The organism is Microvirga lotononidis (assembly GCF_034627025.1).
Lineage (GTDB): Bacteria > Pseudomonadota > Alphaproteobacteria > Rhizobiales > Beijerinckiaceae > Microvirga > Microvirga lotononidis.
In genome coordinates, this window is record NZ_CP141048.1 from 3581398 (window position 1) to 3597307 (window position 15910).

Genomic DNA, 15910 nt, shown 5'->3' on the forward strand with positions numbered 1-15910 from the left:
TGCCTCACCCGCTCAAGTCAGGCCGTTCTCCGAGGCAGGAGTGCAATTGCCGCTTCGGCCAGAGCCTCGGCCGATCCGGAGGCGAAGGTTGCCGCCTGGCCATAGTAGCGGTGTGCCTCGTCAACTTCATACCCACCGAACGCATATTCCGACGCTGGAGGGATGTAGCCGGGGTTGTCTTCCGCAAAGCCAATGATGAAACTCGGTTTGTGGGATATGCTCTGGCGGATCTGCAGCGCCGTCTCTGCAAAGATCTCTCCCGGAAGGGCAACGATTGGTACTCCTCCCCAGTTCAAAACCGAGACGCGCGCCTCAACTGGTTCTAGAGGGTGCCCTGCTATCTCGGTTGCCCAGGTAATCCAGTGGCTAAGCAGCGCTGCGCGAGCCGGATCCGCAGTCTCCCGCTCGCGATGCCACCGCTGCGCCAAGGCCTCTGGGGCCTCCATCTCGCGGCGCTCCAAACCTAGATTTAGGATGCGGTTCGCCACTGAGGCGTGCTCTTCCAGGGGGGCCTCGACGGCTTGACAAGCCGCGTCGGCAATCCGCTCACCATAAGCCTGCGCAGACTCGAAGCTGCGATAGGTGCTGGATGTGAGACTGATGGAATCGTGTGCCGAGTGACCCGTATTGGCATCCCCCGCGCAACCAGTGAGAAACAAGGCCATGGCGCCGGGATTGGCGGCTTCAAGGCGCTTGCGCACATAGTGTGGGTAATCGGCCGTCCAAAGCCGGTTGTCGGCACCGAGCACCACCGGGTGGCACGCATAAGCCGTGATCACCGCAATGAGACCGCCGGCAGCGTCGTGGATGCGCAGAACCGGCAAAGAAGAATCGACTATACCCTCAGTATGGCGGCGGTTTCGAGCCACTCCGGGGTCCTTGCCCCATCCGGCAGTCAGACGCGCGGGCCGGGTGGACGCTGCCGCCTGGTTGATCGCGTGTACACATGAAGCTTCCAGACGCTCAAGATAGGCCGTGTCGGTCTGTCGGTTCAGGCGCCCCGTCATGGAAACTGGGCCGCCATGCGTATGCAGCGCCGTGACGACCACACGGTCGGCGGGCAATACGCATTGTTCTCGGATGCGCCGTGACATGTCACCATGAAGGCCGATTACGTCGGCAACCAGGAGGGCGGTGTCCTCCACCACGATGGCACGTGCTGTAAGCGGATCATGGGCGCCGAGCGCAGGCTGACTGCGAGCCGCAAATCCCGCGAGAGCAAGGCCTGCTGGGGGCGTGATGTCCACAAGGGCGGTTCCAGCGCGGATCATCGCGAGAACACCTGCTCACCTCGCAGCCAGACGGCCGAGATCTCGAGCTGGCGTTGTCCCACCTGCCAGGCGAATTGGATCAGATCGGCCGGAGCGCCGACGGCGAGACGGCCTCGGTTGCCGATGATCCGGCCAGGGTTTTCCGTTGCGAGCCTCAGACTTTCATTGAGCGTCAGCCCCGCCATCTGGGTGGCGATGGCAACGTTAGCGCAAAGCGGCAGGCCGGCGCCGGCAAGATACGGGGTGCCGGCAATACCGACACGCCCGTCCGCAGCGACCTCGACGGTGCCACCAACAGGCTGCTCGTAAAGGCCAGGCGGCATGCCAGCGAGTGCAACCGCGTCCGAAACCAGGATTGCTTTCTCAAGACCCTTGGCACGAACCATGGCCTTGAACGTGTCGGCTGGCAGATGATGCCCGTCTGCGATGAGGGTCGCAGTCAACCGGTCATCGGCGAGCTGGCTCCACAGAAAGTTGGGGTGACGGGGCAGGGTGGCCGCGGCGCCGTTGCCCAGATGTGTGGACAGGCTCGCTCCTGCCGCGGCGGCCTTATGGATCTCCTCAGGCGAGGCGGCCGTGTGGCCGAGAGCAACATGGACGCCGCGCTGCACGAGAGCCGCGATATAATCGATCGCTCCGGGCAGCTCAGGGGCTAGCGTAACAAGCCCAACCAGATTTGAGCTCGCCGCCTGCCAGCGTTCGAACTCGGCAAGGGAGGGCGCTCTCACATGGGCGGCGGGATGAGCGCCGCGTGGGCCATCGAGCGCCGAGATTGAGGGGCCCTCCACATGAACGAAAGGAACCATCCTAGCCACCGATGGAAAATGGCGGCGAGCCTCTGCAATGACCGTCAGCGCATGAATGATGTCGGCCTCCGGCGCAGTGATCAGGGTCGGCAGAAAGGTTGTGACGCCTACCGTGAGCATATGGTCCGACAGCGTCTTGACCCTCTCTGGCGTCAGGTGACCGTCATTCAGATCAAGGCCCGCGAAGCCGTTCACCTGCAGATCGATCAGGCCCGATGCAAGATAGTCATGGTTTGCACCATCCACACTCTTGATCGCAGCGATGACGCCACCATCGACCGTAATGGCAATGGACTCGCCGGTTGCGGGATCCCGCCCGACAATGTTGCCGGGCGAGCTCACAGAGCTCTGACCCGATTGTGGAAATGCGCAATGAAGCGCGCATTGGCCTCATCGCCGCCCGGGGCGTTGCCGCTGCGCCACACAGGCGGTTCGATGCCACGCTCGATGAGCTTTGATACCGTGCGAATGACCAAGCAGTTGAGGGCGAAGGCATTGGCAAAGGTTGAGATTGCAGCAATGTCCTGGCTCATGCCTGGTACGCGCACGACCGCGTCGCCAATAGGGACCTTTGTATCAATGGCGATGTCCGCCACATCGTGCAGGTTTTGACAAGTGGGATGCCGGGCTGGATGCTCAGGCGAGGTGTTGCTGGCATGCTCGCGCGAACTGATGCCAATGAGAAAAACACCGCGCGCCTTGGCTTCCAGGGCGGCATCGATGAGAGCCGCGTTGATCCCATAAGCGTTGACGAGAATGAGAAGATCACCTTGGCCGAGCCGCTGGTTCGCAATCACGATCTTACCGTAGCCGGGCGTACGCTCGATTGCCATGGAGCGCAGAGCCCCATTGGAGAGTAGCGTTCCTTCGTCAAGAATTGCGCTAACATGCATCAGGCCGCCCGCGCGGAAGAACACTTCCTGCGCAGCGAGGTTCGAATGTCCACCCGGTCCGAAGATATGAATCAGGCGATCAGTTGCAATCTGATCAGCGAGACGAGCGGCGGCCTCACTTGTCGCGGTGCGCTCCTCAGTGAGGATGCGCTGCATCAAGTCCGTTGTGGATGCGAGATAGGCGGCGCAAAGGCCATCGGCATCGATGAGCTCACTGTTCAGCATCGGGATCGGACTCCGCATCGAGATAAAGAGTGCAGTGGGCCTGCTGACGCAGGATGCTGGCCGGGCAGCTCGTCGCTATTGGCCCATGGAGGCTCCGACGCACGGCACCCCGTTTGACCGATCCCGGGACGATGCAGAATAGGCGATCCGCTCGCAGAAGGCGCGGGATCGTCAGGGTCAAAGCCTGCTCGGGAACTTCGTCGTAACGCGCGAAACATTGATCATCGACCTGCTGTTGGCGGCAGGTCTCATCAAGAGCGACAATCTTGACGTCGAGCCGGTCATGGAAATCCGCTACGGGAGGGTCATTGAAAGCAATATGGCCGTTTACGCCGATGCCGAGGCATACGATGTCGATAGGCGCCTCGGCGAGGCGAGTCGCGTAAGCCTCCGCTGCCGCAGCGGGATCGGGTTCGGGGATGATGTGATGTACCGCCTTGAAGGGGAGGTGAGCAAAGAGGGTTTTGTCAAGCCAATGCGCGAAACGCTGCGGCCCATCAGCAGGAAGTCCGATATATTCATCCATATGAAAGGCCGTTACCTGGCTCCAGTCAATTCCTTGCTCCTCGCGAAGGCGATGAAGGGTTTCCGTCTGGCTAGGTGCGGCAGCGAAGATCATTCGCACTTGCGTTTGGCGCCTTAGCCGCTTTCGGAGTTCTGTGGCAATCGCGCTGGCGCTGGCGGCTCCCATCTCAGCTCGCGTGCGGTAGCTCTCGACGCGAAGCCGATCTACGATGCGACGGCTCATTTGGGCAGGGCGCTGGGTATCCGTCACAATAGCCTCTTGATACGGCCAGCCTAGCGATGAGGTGGCTCTTGTACTCTGACTTTGTCAATGGCATGAACTAAAGCCTGCAACCGGTTGCATGTCAACGGGCAGAAGAGTGCGATTGAATTCTAAAGGGGAGGGTGGGAATTATCCTTGAATGAAATGGCCGATACTGCCTGGTGGCGCTTAGTAATAGAGGGGCAATGGTGAGTGGGCAGAAAGAGAAGCTGACCATCAAACATGTGGCGGAAGCCGCGGGTGTTGCTCGCTCCAGTGTGTCCCGCGCCTTCACTCGGCCGGAGATGCTCAGTCCTGAGACGGTCAGGCGCGTCCTGGATGCGGCCGCGAAGCTTGGCTATGTGCCCAACCAGACGGCGCGTGCCCTGAGTACAGGGCGCCATGGGAATGTTGCGCTAATTGTTCCTGATATCGCCAATCCGTTCTTTCCGCCTCTGATCCGGGCAGCCCAAATGGAGGCTGACCGGTCGGATTTCTGTGTGTTTCTCGGAAACTCGGATGAAGATCCAAAGCAGGAAGACAAACTCGTGGGCCGTTTCGTAGGCCAGGTTGAGGGGCTCGTCCTCGCCTCGTCGCGCCTGTCAGACGAACGCATCCGAGCACATGCTGCTCAGCGGCCCTTGGTTCTGATCAATCGGGACGTTGATGGTATTCCTCGTGTTCTGATCGATAGCGGCTCTGGTGTGCGCGAGGCGGTGGCTCATTTAGCGGAACTCGGACACCGACATATTGTCTATGTCGCGGGACCGGCAACATCATGGTCGAATAAGCAGCGGCGGCTCGCGGTGCGTAAATCGGCTGAGCGCCTGAGATTGAAAGTCGACATAGTCGCCTCCGTCGTACCGAGCTACGAGGCTGGGCGTGAGGCTGTAGCGGCGGTCATAGCTACGGGAGCTACAGCTGCAATTGCATTCGACGATCTGACAGCACAGGGAATTCTAGCCGGATTGGCGGATCGAAGAATTAATGTGCCTAGCCAGTTCGGGGTTATCGGATGTGACGATGTGCTCGGCGCCGCGACATATCCGTCCCTGACAACGGTCTCAAACCGGTCGGTAGAGGCGGGGAAGGCAGCATTGTCACTGCTCGTCGAGTTGCTGCAAAGTCAGTCGGTTCGCGACATCCGCTATGTGTTGGACACTCACTTGGTCGTCCGCAATACAACCATAGGCCCTACGGAGTGAAGGGAGCGGTGCTGTTGCCGGCACATGTGCGAACGCGCCGACGAAGCAAAGTAACATTTCGCATAGTAAACACTAGGCCTCATACTTGCCTCGTCGTCCAGTCAGGCGCAGGGACGCGTCGAAACGGCGCTGTCGCAATATTTTGTTTCAGAGTTTCAGGTGCGGTGACCCCGGTCACATGAGCAGAGACACGGATGTTCCAAGGCAAGCATTTTGATCGACCCGTGATCCTGCTCTGCGTCCGGTGGTACCTGGCCTACAATCTGAGCCTGCGGAACTTGGGAGAGCTGATGACCGAACGCGGTATCTCCGTCGGTCATGCGACCGTCCACAGGTCGGTTATTCGCTGCTCGCCTAAACTACTCAAACGCTTCAATCGTCGCAAGCGAAGCGTCAGCCGGACATGGCACTTGGATGAAACCTACAGCAAGGTTCGAGGCCAATGGAAGTATCTCTACCGCGCCATCGATAGCAACGGCGGCACGGTCGCGTTTTGGTTCAGTGAACGGCACAACCTAACTGCTGCCTTGCGGTTTCTGCGCAAGGCACTCACTCGGCATGGCCATCCCGAGAGGATCGTCATCGACGGCAGTCAGACCAACAAGGAGGCCATCCTGCCGTGTGATGGCGAGAGCCGTCTGCAGGACCGTTCAAGACGCAGGCTCGAGCCGATCGGAATCCGGCAGAGTCGAAACCTCAATAGCCGCATCGAGCAGGATCACCGCGCGGTCAAACGCCGCGTACAATCGATGCTCGGCTTCAAATCTGCCAATAATGCTCGCGTGATCATAGGTGGCATCGAGTTGATCCATATGATGTGGAAACAGCAGGCGAAATATGCCTGTCATCAGCAGTTGTCGCTGGCCGAGCAGTTTCATCTGCTTGCCGCATGAGTACGGCACGATGCACCTGCAGCTTTCTCGTCCCAGTTCCAGGTTTGCGACAGAATCGTGGGATTTCGTCGACCTGAAGCTCGACGAATCCTGGACCGTTGATGCGTCGGTAACGTGGGAAACGCCGGATCGGAGGCTCGTTCTCGGGCTGACGATCCTCAACCTGTTCGACAGTGCGTACCAAGTCCTTGCCAAGCTCCCCGGACAGGGCCGCACCGTTGCAGCGAGTGTGAAGGCGCGGTTCTAGGGGCTGCATCGACTTTGTCGCTGGGTTCCCTGCTGCGCCCACCGACGTCGTCGGCCGCAACACGCTCGGCCGATGGTGAGTTCATGGGCGATGTCTTTCACCGTGCTGTGATGCTGTTCTTTAAGGAAGAGGGGTGAAGTTGCACCACTGACGCTCGCCGAGAGCCTTGCAAAGCAATATATGTGGTAGCGCGACAGCGTCCGGTCGGCACAGGCCTGATCTCATCCGAAATTCCGTGGTCACGCGCTGAGCGGACCTCTATTTGATCATCTCTACGTTATGCTTTGACCCTGAGCTAACTTAAGGTCCTTGGTGGGCTGCAAGCAGATGCTGTGATTTCTATCAATGGTGGGCGATATACCGAACCCCTAAAGTTCTTCCAAAAACATGCTTGACGGAAGAAGCCGAGTTGATCCTAATGACATCCACTATAAGAACATTTATATCTTTATTGTGGAATGTGCATGAGTGACCTGCTTGTCAGCCTATATTGTCCAGGCTTCAAAGCCTCGGAGCAGCGAACTGAACGAACGGACATCACAATCCGGCCGGTTCTCGCTCCTGAGCGGCACGTGGTCCTGTCCTGGATTCAGCGCCACTTCAGCGATAACTGGGCGAGCGAAGCCGCAGTCGCCATCGGGCGGCAACCCTCCTCCTGCCTCATCGCATTGAACAACGGTGAACTCGTTGGCTTCGCATGCTACGACGCGATCGCGCGCGGCTTCTTCGGGCCCACGGGAGTTGCGGAGGCTTCAAGAGGAGAGGGAATCGGCACCGCCTTGCTGCACAGGACGCTCCAGGCCATGAAGGACATGGGCTACGCCTATGCCATCATCGGCGATCCCGGCCCGACTCGCTTCTATATCGAGACCGTCGGGGCAATCGAGATCCCGGTCGCCGGCAAGGGGATCTACAGCGACATGCTGCGAACGCCGAAGCCGGCCGCTCGCGTCTAGACGCCGTCCCCCAAAAGACCCTTCACTTCCACACCACAGAGTCCGATGTCACAAAACGCACCACTTGCCCTCTTTGTCGGCATTCCAAATCCGGTTCTCGATTCCAATGAGGTCGCGTTGTTTCGCGAAACGAATCCGTACGGACTCTTCGTGGGACGCCGCAACCTGAAGACGCCCGATCAGGTCAAGGCTCTGGTAGCCCAATTCCGTGAGGCAGTCGGGCGGGACGATGCGCCGGTCTTCACGGATCAGGAGGGTGGCCGCGTGCAGCATCTCGACGCCGGCCCGTGGCCAACATTCCGTTCCTTCCGCGACTTCTCGCGCCTCGCCGACCACGACATGGACCTCGCCAAGCACGCCCTGCGCCTCTCGTCGCACGCCATGGGGGCCATGATGACCGAGCTCGAACTGGCGAGCGGATGCACGCCGGTCCTCGATCTTGTCTTCGATACGACCAGCACCGTGATCGGTGCCCGCTCCTTCGGTCCGGATCCCGAGCGGGTGGCCGCTCTCGGCCGCGTCGTGGTCGACAGCCTCCTCGAGGTCGGCAACCTGCCCATCATGAAGCACATTCCCGGTCACGGACGGGCGACGACCGACAGCCACAAGGAGCGGCCGGTGGTGCGCGAGAGCCGAGACGTCCTGACGGCGACGGATTTCAAACCATTCCTCAAGCTGATCGACACCCCATGGGCCATGGTGTCCCACGTGGTCTATTCCGCCTATGACGCGGAGCAGCCGGCGTCGGTGTCGTCCGTCATCTGCAATGATCTGATCCGCGGCGAGCTCGGCTACCGGGGCGTCCTCATCTCCGACTGCCTGTTCATGGAATCCCTGCGCGGCCCCTTGCCCGAACGCGTGCGCCAGACGCTCGATGCCGGATGCGATATCGCCCTGCACAGCCATGGCACGACGGCGGAAAGCCTCGCGGCTGCCCGGGCCGCCCGACCGCTATCGAGTCAAACCCTGGAGAGGATCGAGGCCGGAAAACGGCGTCTCGGCTCCCTCAAGGTCGATGTTCGGCAGCTTCATGCGGAGGTCGAGGACATCTTTGCCCGGCTTGCTTAATCGAGTTGCCCCATGGGTTCAAACGTTCAATAAAAAGAGGGAACTGCAATGAAACCATCTTCCGCGCTCCTGGCCATGACCATGCTGGGCGCCCTGACGCTGCCGGCCGCTGCCCAGTCCGTGCTCACGGCCAATATCGAGCCCGCGACGACCTGGGTGCGAAACTTCAACCCGTTCAACCAGACGTCGGCGCGGCAGAGCACGCTCGACTTCATCTACGAGCCGCTGATCGTCTTCAACCGGCTCGACGCCAACAAGCCCAACTACCGCCTGGCGGAGAGCTACAAGCTCGCCGAGGATCTGAAGAGCATCGAGTTCAAGCTGCGCGACAGTCTGAAATGGTCGGACGGACAGCCGCTGACGGCGTCCGACGTCGTCTTCACCTACAACTACATCAAGCAGTATCCGGCGCTCGATTTCGTGTCGATCTGGCAGTTCATCAGCGACGTCGAGCAGGTCGACAAGCAGACCGTGCGTTTCACCCTCCGCCAGCCCAGCGCGCTTGCGGTCGACCGCCTCATCGCACTTCCGATCGTGCCGGAGCATGTGTGGAAGGGCATCGCGGAGCCGGTTACCTTCGCCAACGAGAATCCGGTCGGTAGCGGTCCGATGACCGAGGTGACGCGCTTCACGCCGCAGACCTACGACCAATGCCGCAATCCGAATTATTGGGATGCCGCTCACCTGTCCGTCGACTGTATGCGCTTCCCGCAGCTTGCCGACAACAACCAGATCCTGGCGGCCTCCGCCGGCGGGCAGCTCGACTGGGGCGTGGCGTTCCTGCCCGACGTTGAGAAGACGTTCGTAGCCAAGGACCCGCAGCATCATAAATACTGGTATGTGGCCGGCAGCATGGTGGAGTTCCTGTTCAACCAGGAGACGTCCAACGAAAACAATCGCAAGGCCTTCAAGGACCTCAACTTCCGCCGCGCGGTCAGCATGACGCTCGACCGCAAGGCCATGGTCGACGTGGCGGGCTACGGCTACCCGACGCTGAACGAGGATCCGACCGCCTTCGGCGACGTCTACAAGATGTGGCTCGATACCAAGGTGAAGGGCGAGTTCGGCAAGTACACGACCTATGATCTCGATGGCGCCAAGGCGCTTCTCGACAAGGCCGGCTATGTCGACAAGAACAAGGACGGCTTCCGCGACAACCCGGACGGGACGCCGATCGCCTTCAACATCATCGTGCCGAATTCCTGGAGCGACTGGATCGACACGGTGCAGATCGCCATTGAGGGGATGCGCGAGGCCGGCATCAACGCCAGCATGGGAACGCCCGAGGAGGCGGTCTGGTCGCAGAACCTCATCAGCGGCTCCTTCGACGCCGCCATCAACAGCATTTCGGTGGCGGCCTCACCCTACTATCTCTATCAGCGCGCCTTCACCAAGTCGGATGCCGGGAAGACCCGCTTCACGGCGCAGCGCTGGTTTAACGACGAGCTCGAGGGCCTGCTGGCGAAGTTCGCCCAGACGCCCGATCAGGCACAGCAGAAGTCCATCATGAACAGCGCCCAGCGCATCGTCGCGGAGAACCTCCCGATCTTTCCGGTCTACAACAGCGCGACCTGGTACCAGTACAACACCAAGCGCTTCACCGGTTGGGCCAGCGGCGAGAACCCGTTCGTCAATCCGACGATCTCGCGCCAGAACCCGGCACGACTGCTCCATCTCCTGGCTCTCAAGCCGGTGAAGTAATCCGGCACAAGGGGGAAGCGGCCAGTCCGCTTCCCCGTCTTGAGGTTTCGATGGCTTTTCTGTTCAGGCGCCTGGGCTTCTATCTCGCGGCCTTTCTCGCAGCGGCGACCGTCAATTTCTTCCTGCCCCGGCTCATGCCCGGCAACCCGATCGAGATCATGTTCTCGAGCGCGGGCAGCGATCTCTCGGCTGAGAACCTCGAAGCCCTGAAGCTCACCTTCGGCTTCGTCGAGGGGCCGCTCTGGCAGCAATACCTGACCTACCTGCACAGCGTGTTCACCGGCGATCTCGGCCGGTCCATCAAATATTTTCCGCTGCCTGTGACGGAGCTCCTCGGTCGCGCCCTCATCTGGACCGTCGGCCTCATGGGAACCGCGACGCTCATCAGCTTCACCCTGGGCACGGTCCTCGGCATCATGGCGGCTTGGAGGCGCGGGAGCACCTTCGACGTGATCTTCTCCGTCGGCGCCATCATGGCGACATCCATGCCGGCCATGGTCCTTTCCCTGGTGGCTCTGTTCTTCTTCGGCTTCGAGCTCAACTGGTTCCCAACCGGCTACGCGGCCGACCCGGCGCTCGATCCGGCCTTCTCGTGGCCTTATGTGTCCAGCGTCATCCGGCACGGGATCCTGCCGGTCCTGACCTTGTCGATCGTGCTGACCGGCGGCTTCCTTGTGACCATGCGCAACAACATGATCAATCTTTTGGGAGAGGACTACATCGTCATGGCCCGGGCCAAGGGTCTCTCCGACCGGCGCGTGATGTTCTGGTATGCGGCGCGCAACGCGCTTCTGCCAACTGTGAGCAGCCTCGCCATCGCCATCGGGACGGTGCTCGGCGGCTCTCTTGTGACAGAGGTCGTGTTCAACTATCCGGGGCTCGGCAACACGCTCTATCAGGCGATCCTGGCGCGCGACTATCCCGTGATCCAGGGACAGCTGCTGATCATGACGCTTGCCATGCTCACGGCCAACTTCATCGTGGACGTCAGCTACGTGCTGCTCGATCCGCGGCTGCGGAGGGCCTGACATGGGGGCGGTTCTGAGAAGCCTCGCGCACAACAGGAAGGCTCTGGCCGGCCTCGTCATCGTGGCTGTTATCGTGGCGCTGGCGATCGCGGCGCCCTGGCTGACCGAATTCGATCCGGCCCGGCGCGTCGGCCGTCCCCATCAGCCGCCGAGCTGGGACCATTGGCTCGGAACGACGCGCATCGGCCAGGACGTGTTCGCCCGCCTCCTGTACGGGGCCCGCACATCGCTCGCCGTCGGCTTCGGGTCCGGCCTGCTAATCACGGCGGTCGGAACCATCCTCGGCATCGTGGCGGGATACCGGGGAGGGCGCATTGATGAAGTAATCAGCTTCTTCACAAATATGGTGCTCGTGGTTCCGAACCTGCCGCTTCTCCTGGTGCTCGCGGCCTTCATCGGACAGGCGAGCCCCTGGGTGATCGCGCTCATCCTCGGGGCCACGTCCTGGGCCTGGGGCGCCCGCGTCACGCGCGCCGAGACCCTGTCGGTCAAGCAGAAGGACTTCGTGAAATCGGCTGAGATGTTGGGCGAGCCCTCTTGGCGCATCATGATGTTCGAGATTTTTCCGAACGTGATCTCCATCGTGGGGATCAACTTCGTGGGCAGTGTCATCTTCGCGGTCATCACAGAGGCGACCCTCGAGTTCCTCGGACTCGGTGATCCCAAGACGGTCTCCTGGGGCATGATGCTGTTCAATGCGCAGAACGCCTCCGCCCTTCAGGTGGGCGCCTGGTGGGACATCCTGAGCCCGTGCTTCGCCCTCATCTCCCTGGGGGCGGGCCTGTCGCTCCTGAATTTCGCCGTCGACGAGATCGCCAACCCGCGCCTGCGCACGGGCAATACTCTGTCGCGCTGGTCGCTGCTCATGCGGCGCGGGGAGGGCCGCCTATGACCGTCAGTCCCCTGCTTTCGGTGCAGAACCTCACCATCGACTATATCGGCGCGCAGAGCGATTTCCGGGCTGTCGACGACGTCAGCTTCGACATCTCTCCCGGAGAGGTCTTCGGCCTCGCGGGCGAATCCGGTTGCGGCAAGAGCACGATCGCCTATGCGATCAACCGCCTGCACAAGCCGCCCGCGCTCATTCGGCAGGGCCGGATTTTCTTCGGGGGGCAGGACGTGCTCGACCTCGATGACCGTGCCCTGAGGGAGTTCCGCTGGCACAAGGTCGCCATGGTGTTCCAGAGCGCCATGAACTCGCTCAATCCAGTCCTGAGGGTGGAGGCGCAGTTTCACGACCTGCTGAAGCGGCATCGCCGCTATACGAAGGCGCAGTCGCGGGAGCGCGCGGCCGAGATGCTGCGGCTCGTCGACATTCCGCCCGAGCGCATGCGCGACTACCCGCATCAGTTCTCGGGCGGCATGCGCCAGCGCATCGTCATCGCCATCTGCATGGCGCTCGATCCGAAGCTCGTGGTGATGGACGAGCCGACGACCGCCCTCGACGTGGTCGTCCAGCGTGAGATCCTGCAGAGAATCGACGAGTTGCGCCGCAGCCGCGGGTTCTCGGTTCTGTTCATTACCCACGATCTGGGTCTGATGGTGCAGTTCTGCGACCGGATCGGCATCATGCTGCGCGGGAAGCTTGTCGAGCAGGGCACTGCCGAACAGATCTATCACCGGCCGCAGCACGATTATACGAAGCAGCTCTGGGCCTCGTTCCCGTCGCTGCATGGTGATCCGATCAAGCTGGAGAGGGCATCGGGATGATGGACCAGGAGCCGATCATCGCGCTTGAGCGGGTCAGCAAGAGCTTCGGCCAGCGCGGCAAGGCCGTGCGGGCCGCGCACGACGTCTCGTTTGCGCTCCGCCCCGGCAGAACCGTCGCACTGGTGGGCGAATCCGGCAGCGGCAAGACCACCTGCGCGCGTCTCGTCATGCGCGAGTATCAGCCGGATGGCGGAAGGATCCTGTTTTGCGGCAGGGACTTGGACAGCACGGGAGCGGTCGGTCTCAAAGAGTACCGGCGCGCCGTCCAGATGATCTTTCAGGATCCCTTTTCGTCGCTCAATCCGGCCCATACGGTGGACTTCATCCTCCGCCGTCCGCTCGCGCTCGGCCAGCTGCATCTCAAGGGCAGGGCGGTGGATGACACGATCGCAGATCTTCTGCGCCGCGTGGAGCTCGATCCCGGCGCCGTCACACGCAAGCACCCGCATGAGCTCTCCGGCGGGCAACGCCAGCGCATCAATATCGCCCGGACCCTGGCCATGGGTGCCCGAGTGATCGTCGCCGACGAGCCTACCTCGATGCTGGACGTCTCAGTGCGCCTGGGCGTCCTGAACCTGCTCAACGAGATGAAGCGGGACCTCGGCGTCGCGCTGCTCTACATCACGCACGACCTGGCGACGGCCCGCTACGTGGCCGACGACATCCTCGTGATGTATGCGGGCCAGATCGTCGAATGGGGTGATGTCCACCGGGTGCTAGCTGATCCGCGGCATCCCTATACGCGCCTTCTCCTGTCGGCCGTGCCCGATCCGGAGGTCCGTTTCGATAATCCGGGTTCACGGCTGGATCCGCGCGCCGTGGAGGCGATCCGCCGAGAGGCGCGGCATCTGCAGGATCGCGTGGTCGAAGTCGGCCCGAACCATTTCACCCGGCACGCCGCCTGAGGTTCGACCGGCGCGACCTCCCAATCTGAAGGCCCGAGAGCGGCAAGCCCGCACGCGGGCTCGCCGGCCCAGCATTAGCCGTGTGATCAGTCGGGCCAGCGCAGGATGGCCTGCGAGGAGCGGTTGCGGCGCCCTTCGAGAGGCGTCGCAATGATCTCGTTGGACTGACGGGCCTTCTCCAGCTCCTCGACGAGACGCTCAGCCACGACGGTTTCCTGGCCCGGATGAAGATTGCACGGGTCGAGATAGAAATAGCCGTGCTCGACCTCGTGGTCGCGGACGATGATCGGCGTGCGCCCCGATGCGAGGGCGTCGGCGAGATCCCAGGCAGTGATGTGCGCGCCCTTGGGCTCGATGGCAACCTTCAGGCGGTCGAGTGGGTTGTTGGTCGGATCGGCCTCGCGGATCGGCGTCACACCCGGGCGCCCGGCAAGGGTCTGTTCCCAGAGTTCCAGATACCGCGTCTCACGCTCGCGGATGCCCGCATGGTCGCGTTTCTCCCAGGCTTCGAGGGCCGCGATGGTGCCAAGAATGCCTTCCTTGCCGACCTTCATGCCGCGGCCGATACCCATGTTCTGCATGTAGGTGGCGCGCACAAGCTCTGTGCGGCCGGCCACGATGCCGCCGGTGAGACCGCCGAGGAACTTGTGGGAGGAGTAGAGTGCAATGTCGGCCCCGGTGGCGAGGAACCCCTTCAGGTCGTATTCGGAGGCCGCGTCAACAATCACCGGAACGCCCCGGGCATGGCAGACGTCGACGAATTCCTTCAGCGGGATCAGGCCGTACTGCACCGTGTGGTGCGAGACCACGTAGACCGCGGCGGCCGTCCGCTCATTGATGGCGCCATCGAGCTGATAGCCGTATGCCGAGGTCGCCTGGCCGACCGGGACGACCTTCGCGCCCGCGAGGCGGACGCCCTGCTCGACGGGCGCCCCGTAGCTGACCATGTGGCCGGTCATCAGCAGCACTTCGTTCTTGAGTCCCTGCGTGTCGGGGAGCCGCTCGACGGCGGCCAGGTCGCAGCCGGTCATGGCGCCCGCGACGGCGAGCGTGATCGCCGCCGAGCAGGATGCCGTGACGAAGCCCGCTTCGGTGCCGCACAGGCGCGCGATGACGCGGCTCGCCTTCTTCTGCAGATCCCCGATCTCGACAAATTGCGGAAGGATCGCCGATACGGCCGCGACGGCTTCCGGCACGACGATGGATGCTCCGAGCGACGTCATGGTGCCTGACACGTTGATGATGGGGCGAAGGCCAAGCTCGGGGCGGATGTCTTTCTGGGTCATGGGGCTCAATGTCTCGATATTTTATGTTGTGGAAACGGGGTATATTCCATTACTGAGGAAGTGTGTTGAAGGCTGCTGCCGGTCGCGAAGGTGGGCCGCAATTTCTGAAGATCCGGGAGAAGGTCCAGTGGACACCAAGTTTCCTGAAGTCGCCAATAGCGTCACGCCCGAAAAGCGCAGCCGCGGCGCCCGCGTGAGTGGCATCGACCGTGCCCTGCAGATCCTCGATTTTCTGCAGGCCGAGATGAAGCCAGCCGGTGCCTATGCGGTGGCCAAGGCGATCGGAGCGCCGCTCTCGACGGTCTACGTGATCATCGAGGATCTTGTCGAGAAGAGCCTCCTGCAGCGGCGGAGTGACGGTACGGTCTGGCTTGGGCCGCGCCTTTATCACTACGGCCTGGCCTACGCGGAATCCCTCGATTTTCTGAACGTCGCCACGCACGAGATGCAGGACCTGTGCCGGGAGGTGGAGGAAACCATTCAGATCTGCGGCCGGGACGGGGACCATATGGTCGTCATGGCCATGGCGGACGGTCCCGGGCATTTCCGCGTCACGTCCAAGGTCGGCTCGCGCGTGCCCCTGAACTGGACGGCTTCGGGACGACTTCTCCTCGGTCATCTTCCTGACAGGGAGCGGCTGGAGGTCTTCCGTCACGCCTCGAAGGTATCGCCCACGGGGCGCGCCAACACGAACCCTGAGGCCTTGTCCGACGCTTCGGCGGCGGCCCTGCGTGAGCGCCTGTCGATCCAGATCAACGAGTCGGACTTTTCCGTCGCCTGCATCGCATCGCCGATCTGCCAGCCTTCGGGCGAGTGCGTCGCGACAATCTCCATCGTACTGCCTGAGCACCGGGTCGTGCAGGACCGTGACCGCTACACCAATGCCGTGCGCATGGCGGCCGAGAGGATCGAAGCGACGCTGGGCTGGCGCTGAGCGCGGCATGCAGGGG

Annotated in this window: 16 protein-coding genes; 11 read left to right on the plus strand and 5 right to left on the minus strand. The window is 62.0% G+C overall.

What is annotated here, in order from left to right; translation table 11 throughout:
* Positions 1–17 precede the first annotated feature (17 nt).
* Genes U0023_RS16945 through U0023_RS16960 form a run of 4 tightly spaced genes read right to left on the minus strand, consistent with a single transcriptional unit; the run spans position 18 to position 3943 of the window.
* Entirely contained in the window at positions 18–1271 is a 1254-nt protein-coding gene (locus U0023_RS16945) for a neutral/alkaline non-lysosomal ceramidase N-terminal domain-containing protein (protein WP_009489411.1), read from the minus strand.
* A complete protein-coding gene (locus U0023_RS16950; RefSeq protein ID WP_009489412.1) occupies positions 1268–2419 on the minus strand; it encodes an N-acetylglucosamine-6-phosphate deacetylase in 1152 nt (383 codons plus the stop codon). Before U0023_RS16950 ends, U0023_RS16945 begins: the two co-directional genes overlap by 4 nt.
* Positions 2416–3195, minus strand: a complete 780-nt coding sequence (locus tag U0023_RS16955; RefSeq protein ID WP_009489413.1) for a sugar isomerase domain-containing protein — start codon at positions 3193–3195, stop codon at positions 2416–2418. The genes U0023_RS16950 and U0023_RS16955 overlap by 4 nt, the downstream gene beginning before the upstream one ends.
* Complete coding sequence (locus U0023_RS16960) at positions 3182–3943, minus strand: 6-phosphogluconolactonase (protein WP_245272868.1); 762 nt, start codon at positions 3941–3943, stop codon at positions 3182–3184. Before U0023_RS16960 ends, U0023_RS16955 begins: the two co-directional genes overlap by 14 nt.
* A gap of 224 nt (positions 3944–4167) precedes the next feature.
* Here U0023_RS16960 and U0023_RS16965 point away from each other — a divergent pair, with 224 nt between their 5' ends.
* The 10 genes from U0023_RS16965 (at position 4168) to U0023_RS17010 (ending at position 13674) form a co-directional block, all read left to right on the plus strand.
* Complete coding sequence (locus U0023_RS16965; protein ID WP_009489415.1) at positions 4168–5166, plus strand: LacI family DNA-binding transcriptional regulator; 999 nt, start codon at positions 4168–4170, stop codon at positions 5164–5166.
* Between the two features lie 194 nt (positions 5167–5360).
* Positions 5361–6059, plus strand: coding sequence for an IS6 family transposase (locus tag U0023_RS16970; protein ID WP_009489416.1), 699 nt, complete (start codon positions 5361–5363; stop codon positions 6057–6059).
* 10 nt (positions 6060–6069) lie between these two features.
* On the plus strand, positions 6070–6306 hold the full coding sequence (locus U0023_RS16975) for a TonB-dependent receptor (RefSeq protein ID WP_040637966.1): 237 nt from the start codon (positions 6070–6072) through the stop codon (positions 6304–6306).
* A gap of 464 nt (positions 6307–6770) precedes the next feature.
* Positions 6771–7262, plus strand: coding sequence for a GNAT family N-acetyltransferase (locus tag U0023_RS16980; RefSeq protein ID WP_009489418.1), 492 nt, complete (start codon positions 6771–6773; stop codon positions 7260–7262).
* A 45-nt stretch (positions 7263–7307) separates the two neighbouring features.
* A complete protein-coding gene (locus U0023_RS16985; protein WP_009489419.1) occupies positions 7308–8330 on the plus strand; it encodes a glycoside hydrolase family 3 N-terminal domain-containing protein in 1023 nt (340 codons plus the stop codon).
* Between the two features lie 48 nt (positions 8331–8378).
* The gene (locus tag U0023_RS16990; RefSeq protein WP_009489420.1) at positions 8379–10031 is read left to right on the plus strand and encodes an ABC transporter substrate-binding protein; all 1653 of its coding nucleotides are present in this window, start codon (positions 8379–8381) and stop codon (positions 10029–10031) included.
* Positions 10032–10081: 50 nt separating this feature from the next.
* Positions 10082–11059, plus strand: coding sequence for an ABC transporter permease (locus U0023_RS16995; RefSeq protein WP_009489421.1), 978 nt, complete (start codon positions 10082–10084; stop codon positions 11057–11059).
* A gap of 1 nt (position 11060) precedes the next feature.
* Entirely contained in the window at positions 11061–11951 is an 891-nt protein-coding gene (locus tag U0023_RS17000; protein ID WP_009489422.1) for an ABC transporter permease, read from the plus strand.
* A complete protein-coding gene (locus tag U0023_RS17005; RefSeq protein WP_009489423.1) occupies positions 11948–12769 on the plus strand; it encodes an ABC transporter ATP-binding protein in 822 nt (273 codons plus the stop codon). The genes U0023_RS17000 and U0023_RS17005 overlap by 4 nt, the downstream gene beginning before the upstream one ends.
* Positions 12766–13674, plus strand: coding sequence for an ABC transporter ATP-binding protein (locus U0023_RS17010; protein WP_009489424.1), 909 nt, complete (start codon positions 12766–12768; stop codon positions 13672–13674). Before U0023_RS17005 ends, U0023_RS17010 begins: the two co-directional genes overlap by 4 nt.
* Before the next feature lie 86 nt (positions 13675–13760).
* Here the strand turns inward: U0023_RS17010 and U0023_RS17015 are convergent, their stop codons facing one another.
* On the minus strand, positions 13761–14960 hold the full coding sequence (locus U0023_RS17015; RefSeq protein ID WP_009489425.1) for an aminotransferase class V-fold PLP-dependent enzyme: 1200 nt from the start codon (positions 14958–14960) through the stop codon (positions 13761–13763).
* 127 nt (positions 14961–15087) lie between these two features.
* Here U0023_RS17015 and U0023_RS17020 point away from each other — a divergent pair, with 127 nt between their 5' ends.
* Complete coding sequence (locus U0023_RS17020; protein WP_009489426.1) at positions 15088–15894, plus strand: IclR family transcriptional regulator; 807 nt, start codon at positions 15088–15090, stop codon at positions 15892–15894.
* Positions 15895–15910: the final 16 nt, after the last annotated feature.

Coding starts and splice junctions, on each gene's coding strand:
- U0023_RS16945 (WP_009489411.1), bottom strand. CDS start 1,271: ATGATCCGCGCTGGAACCGCCCTTGTGGACATCACGCCCCCAGCAGGC.
- U0023_RS16955 (WP_009489413.1), bottom strand. CDS start 3,195: ATGCTGAACAGTGAGCTCATCGATGCCGATGGCCTTTGCGCCGCCTAT.
- U0023_RS16960 (WP_245272868.1), bottom strand. CDS start 3,943: ATGAGCCGTCGCATCGTAGATCGGCTTCGCGTCGAGAGCTACCGCACG.
- U0023_RS16965 (WP_009489415.1), top strand. CDS start 4,168: ATGGTGAGTGGGCAGAAAGAGAAGCTGACCATCAAACATGTGGCGGAA.
- U0023_RS16970 (WP_009489416.1), top strand. CDS start 5,361: ATGTTCCAAGGCAAGCATTTTGATCGACCCGTGATCCTGCTCTGCGTC.
- U0023_RS16975 (WP_040637966.1), top strand. CDS start 6,070: ATGCACCTGCAGCTTTCTCGTCCCAGTTCCAGGTTTGCGACAGAATCG.
- U0023_RS16980 (WP_009489418.1), top strand. CDS start 6,771: ATGAGTGACCTGCTTGTCAGCCTATATTGTCCAGGCTTCAAAGCCTCG.
- U0023_RS16985 (WP_009489419.1), top strand. CDS start 7,308: ATGTCACAAAACGCACCACTTGCCCTCTTTGTCGGCATTCCAAATCCG.
- U0023_RS16990 (WP_009489420.1), top strand. CDS start 8,379: ATGAAACCATCTTCCGCGCTCCTGGCCATGACCATGCTGGGCGCCCTG.
- U0023_RS16995 (WP_009489421.1), top strand. CDS start 10,082: ATGGCTTTTCTGTTCAGGCGCCTGGGCTTCTATCTCGCGGCCTTTCTC.
- U0023_RS17000 (WP_009489422.1), top strand. CDS start 11,061: ATGGGGGCGGTTCTGAGAAGCCTCGCGCACAACAGGAAGGCTCTGGCC.
- U0023_RS17005 (WP_009489423.1), top strand. CDS start 11,948: ATGACCGTCAGTCCCCTGCTTTCGGTGCAGAACCTCACCATCGACTAT.
- U0023_RS17010 (WP_009489424.1), top strand. CDS start 12,766: ATGATGGACCAGGAGCCGATCATCGCGCTTGAGCGGGTCAGCAAGAGC.
- U0023_RS17015 (WP_009489425.1), bottom strand. CDS start 14,960: ATGACCCAGAAAGACATCCGCCCCGAGCTTGGCCTTCGCCCCATCATC.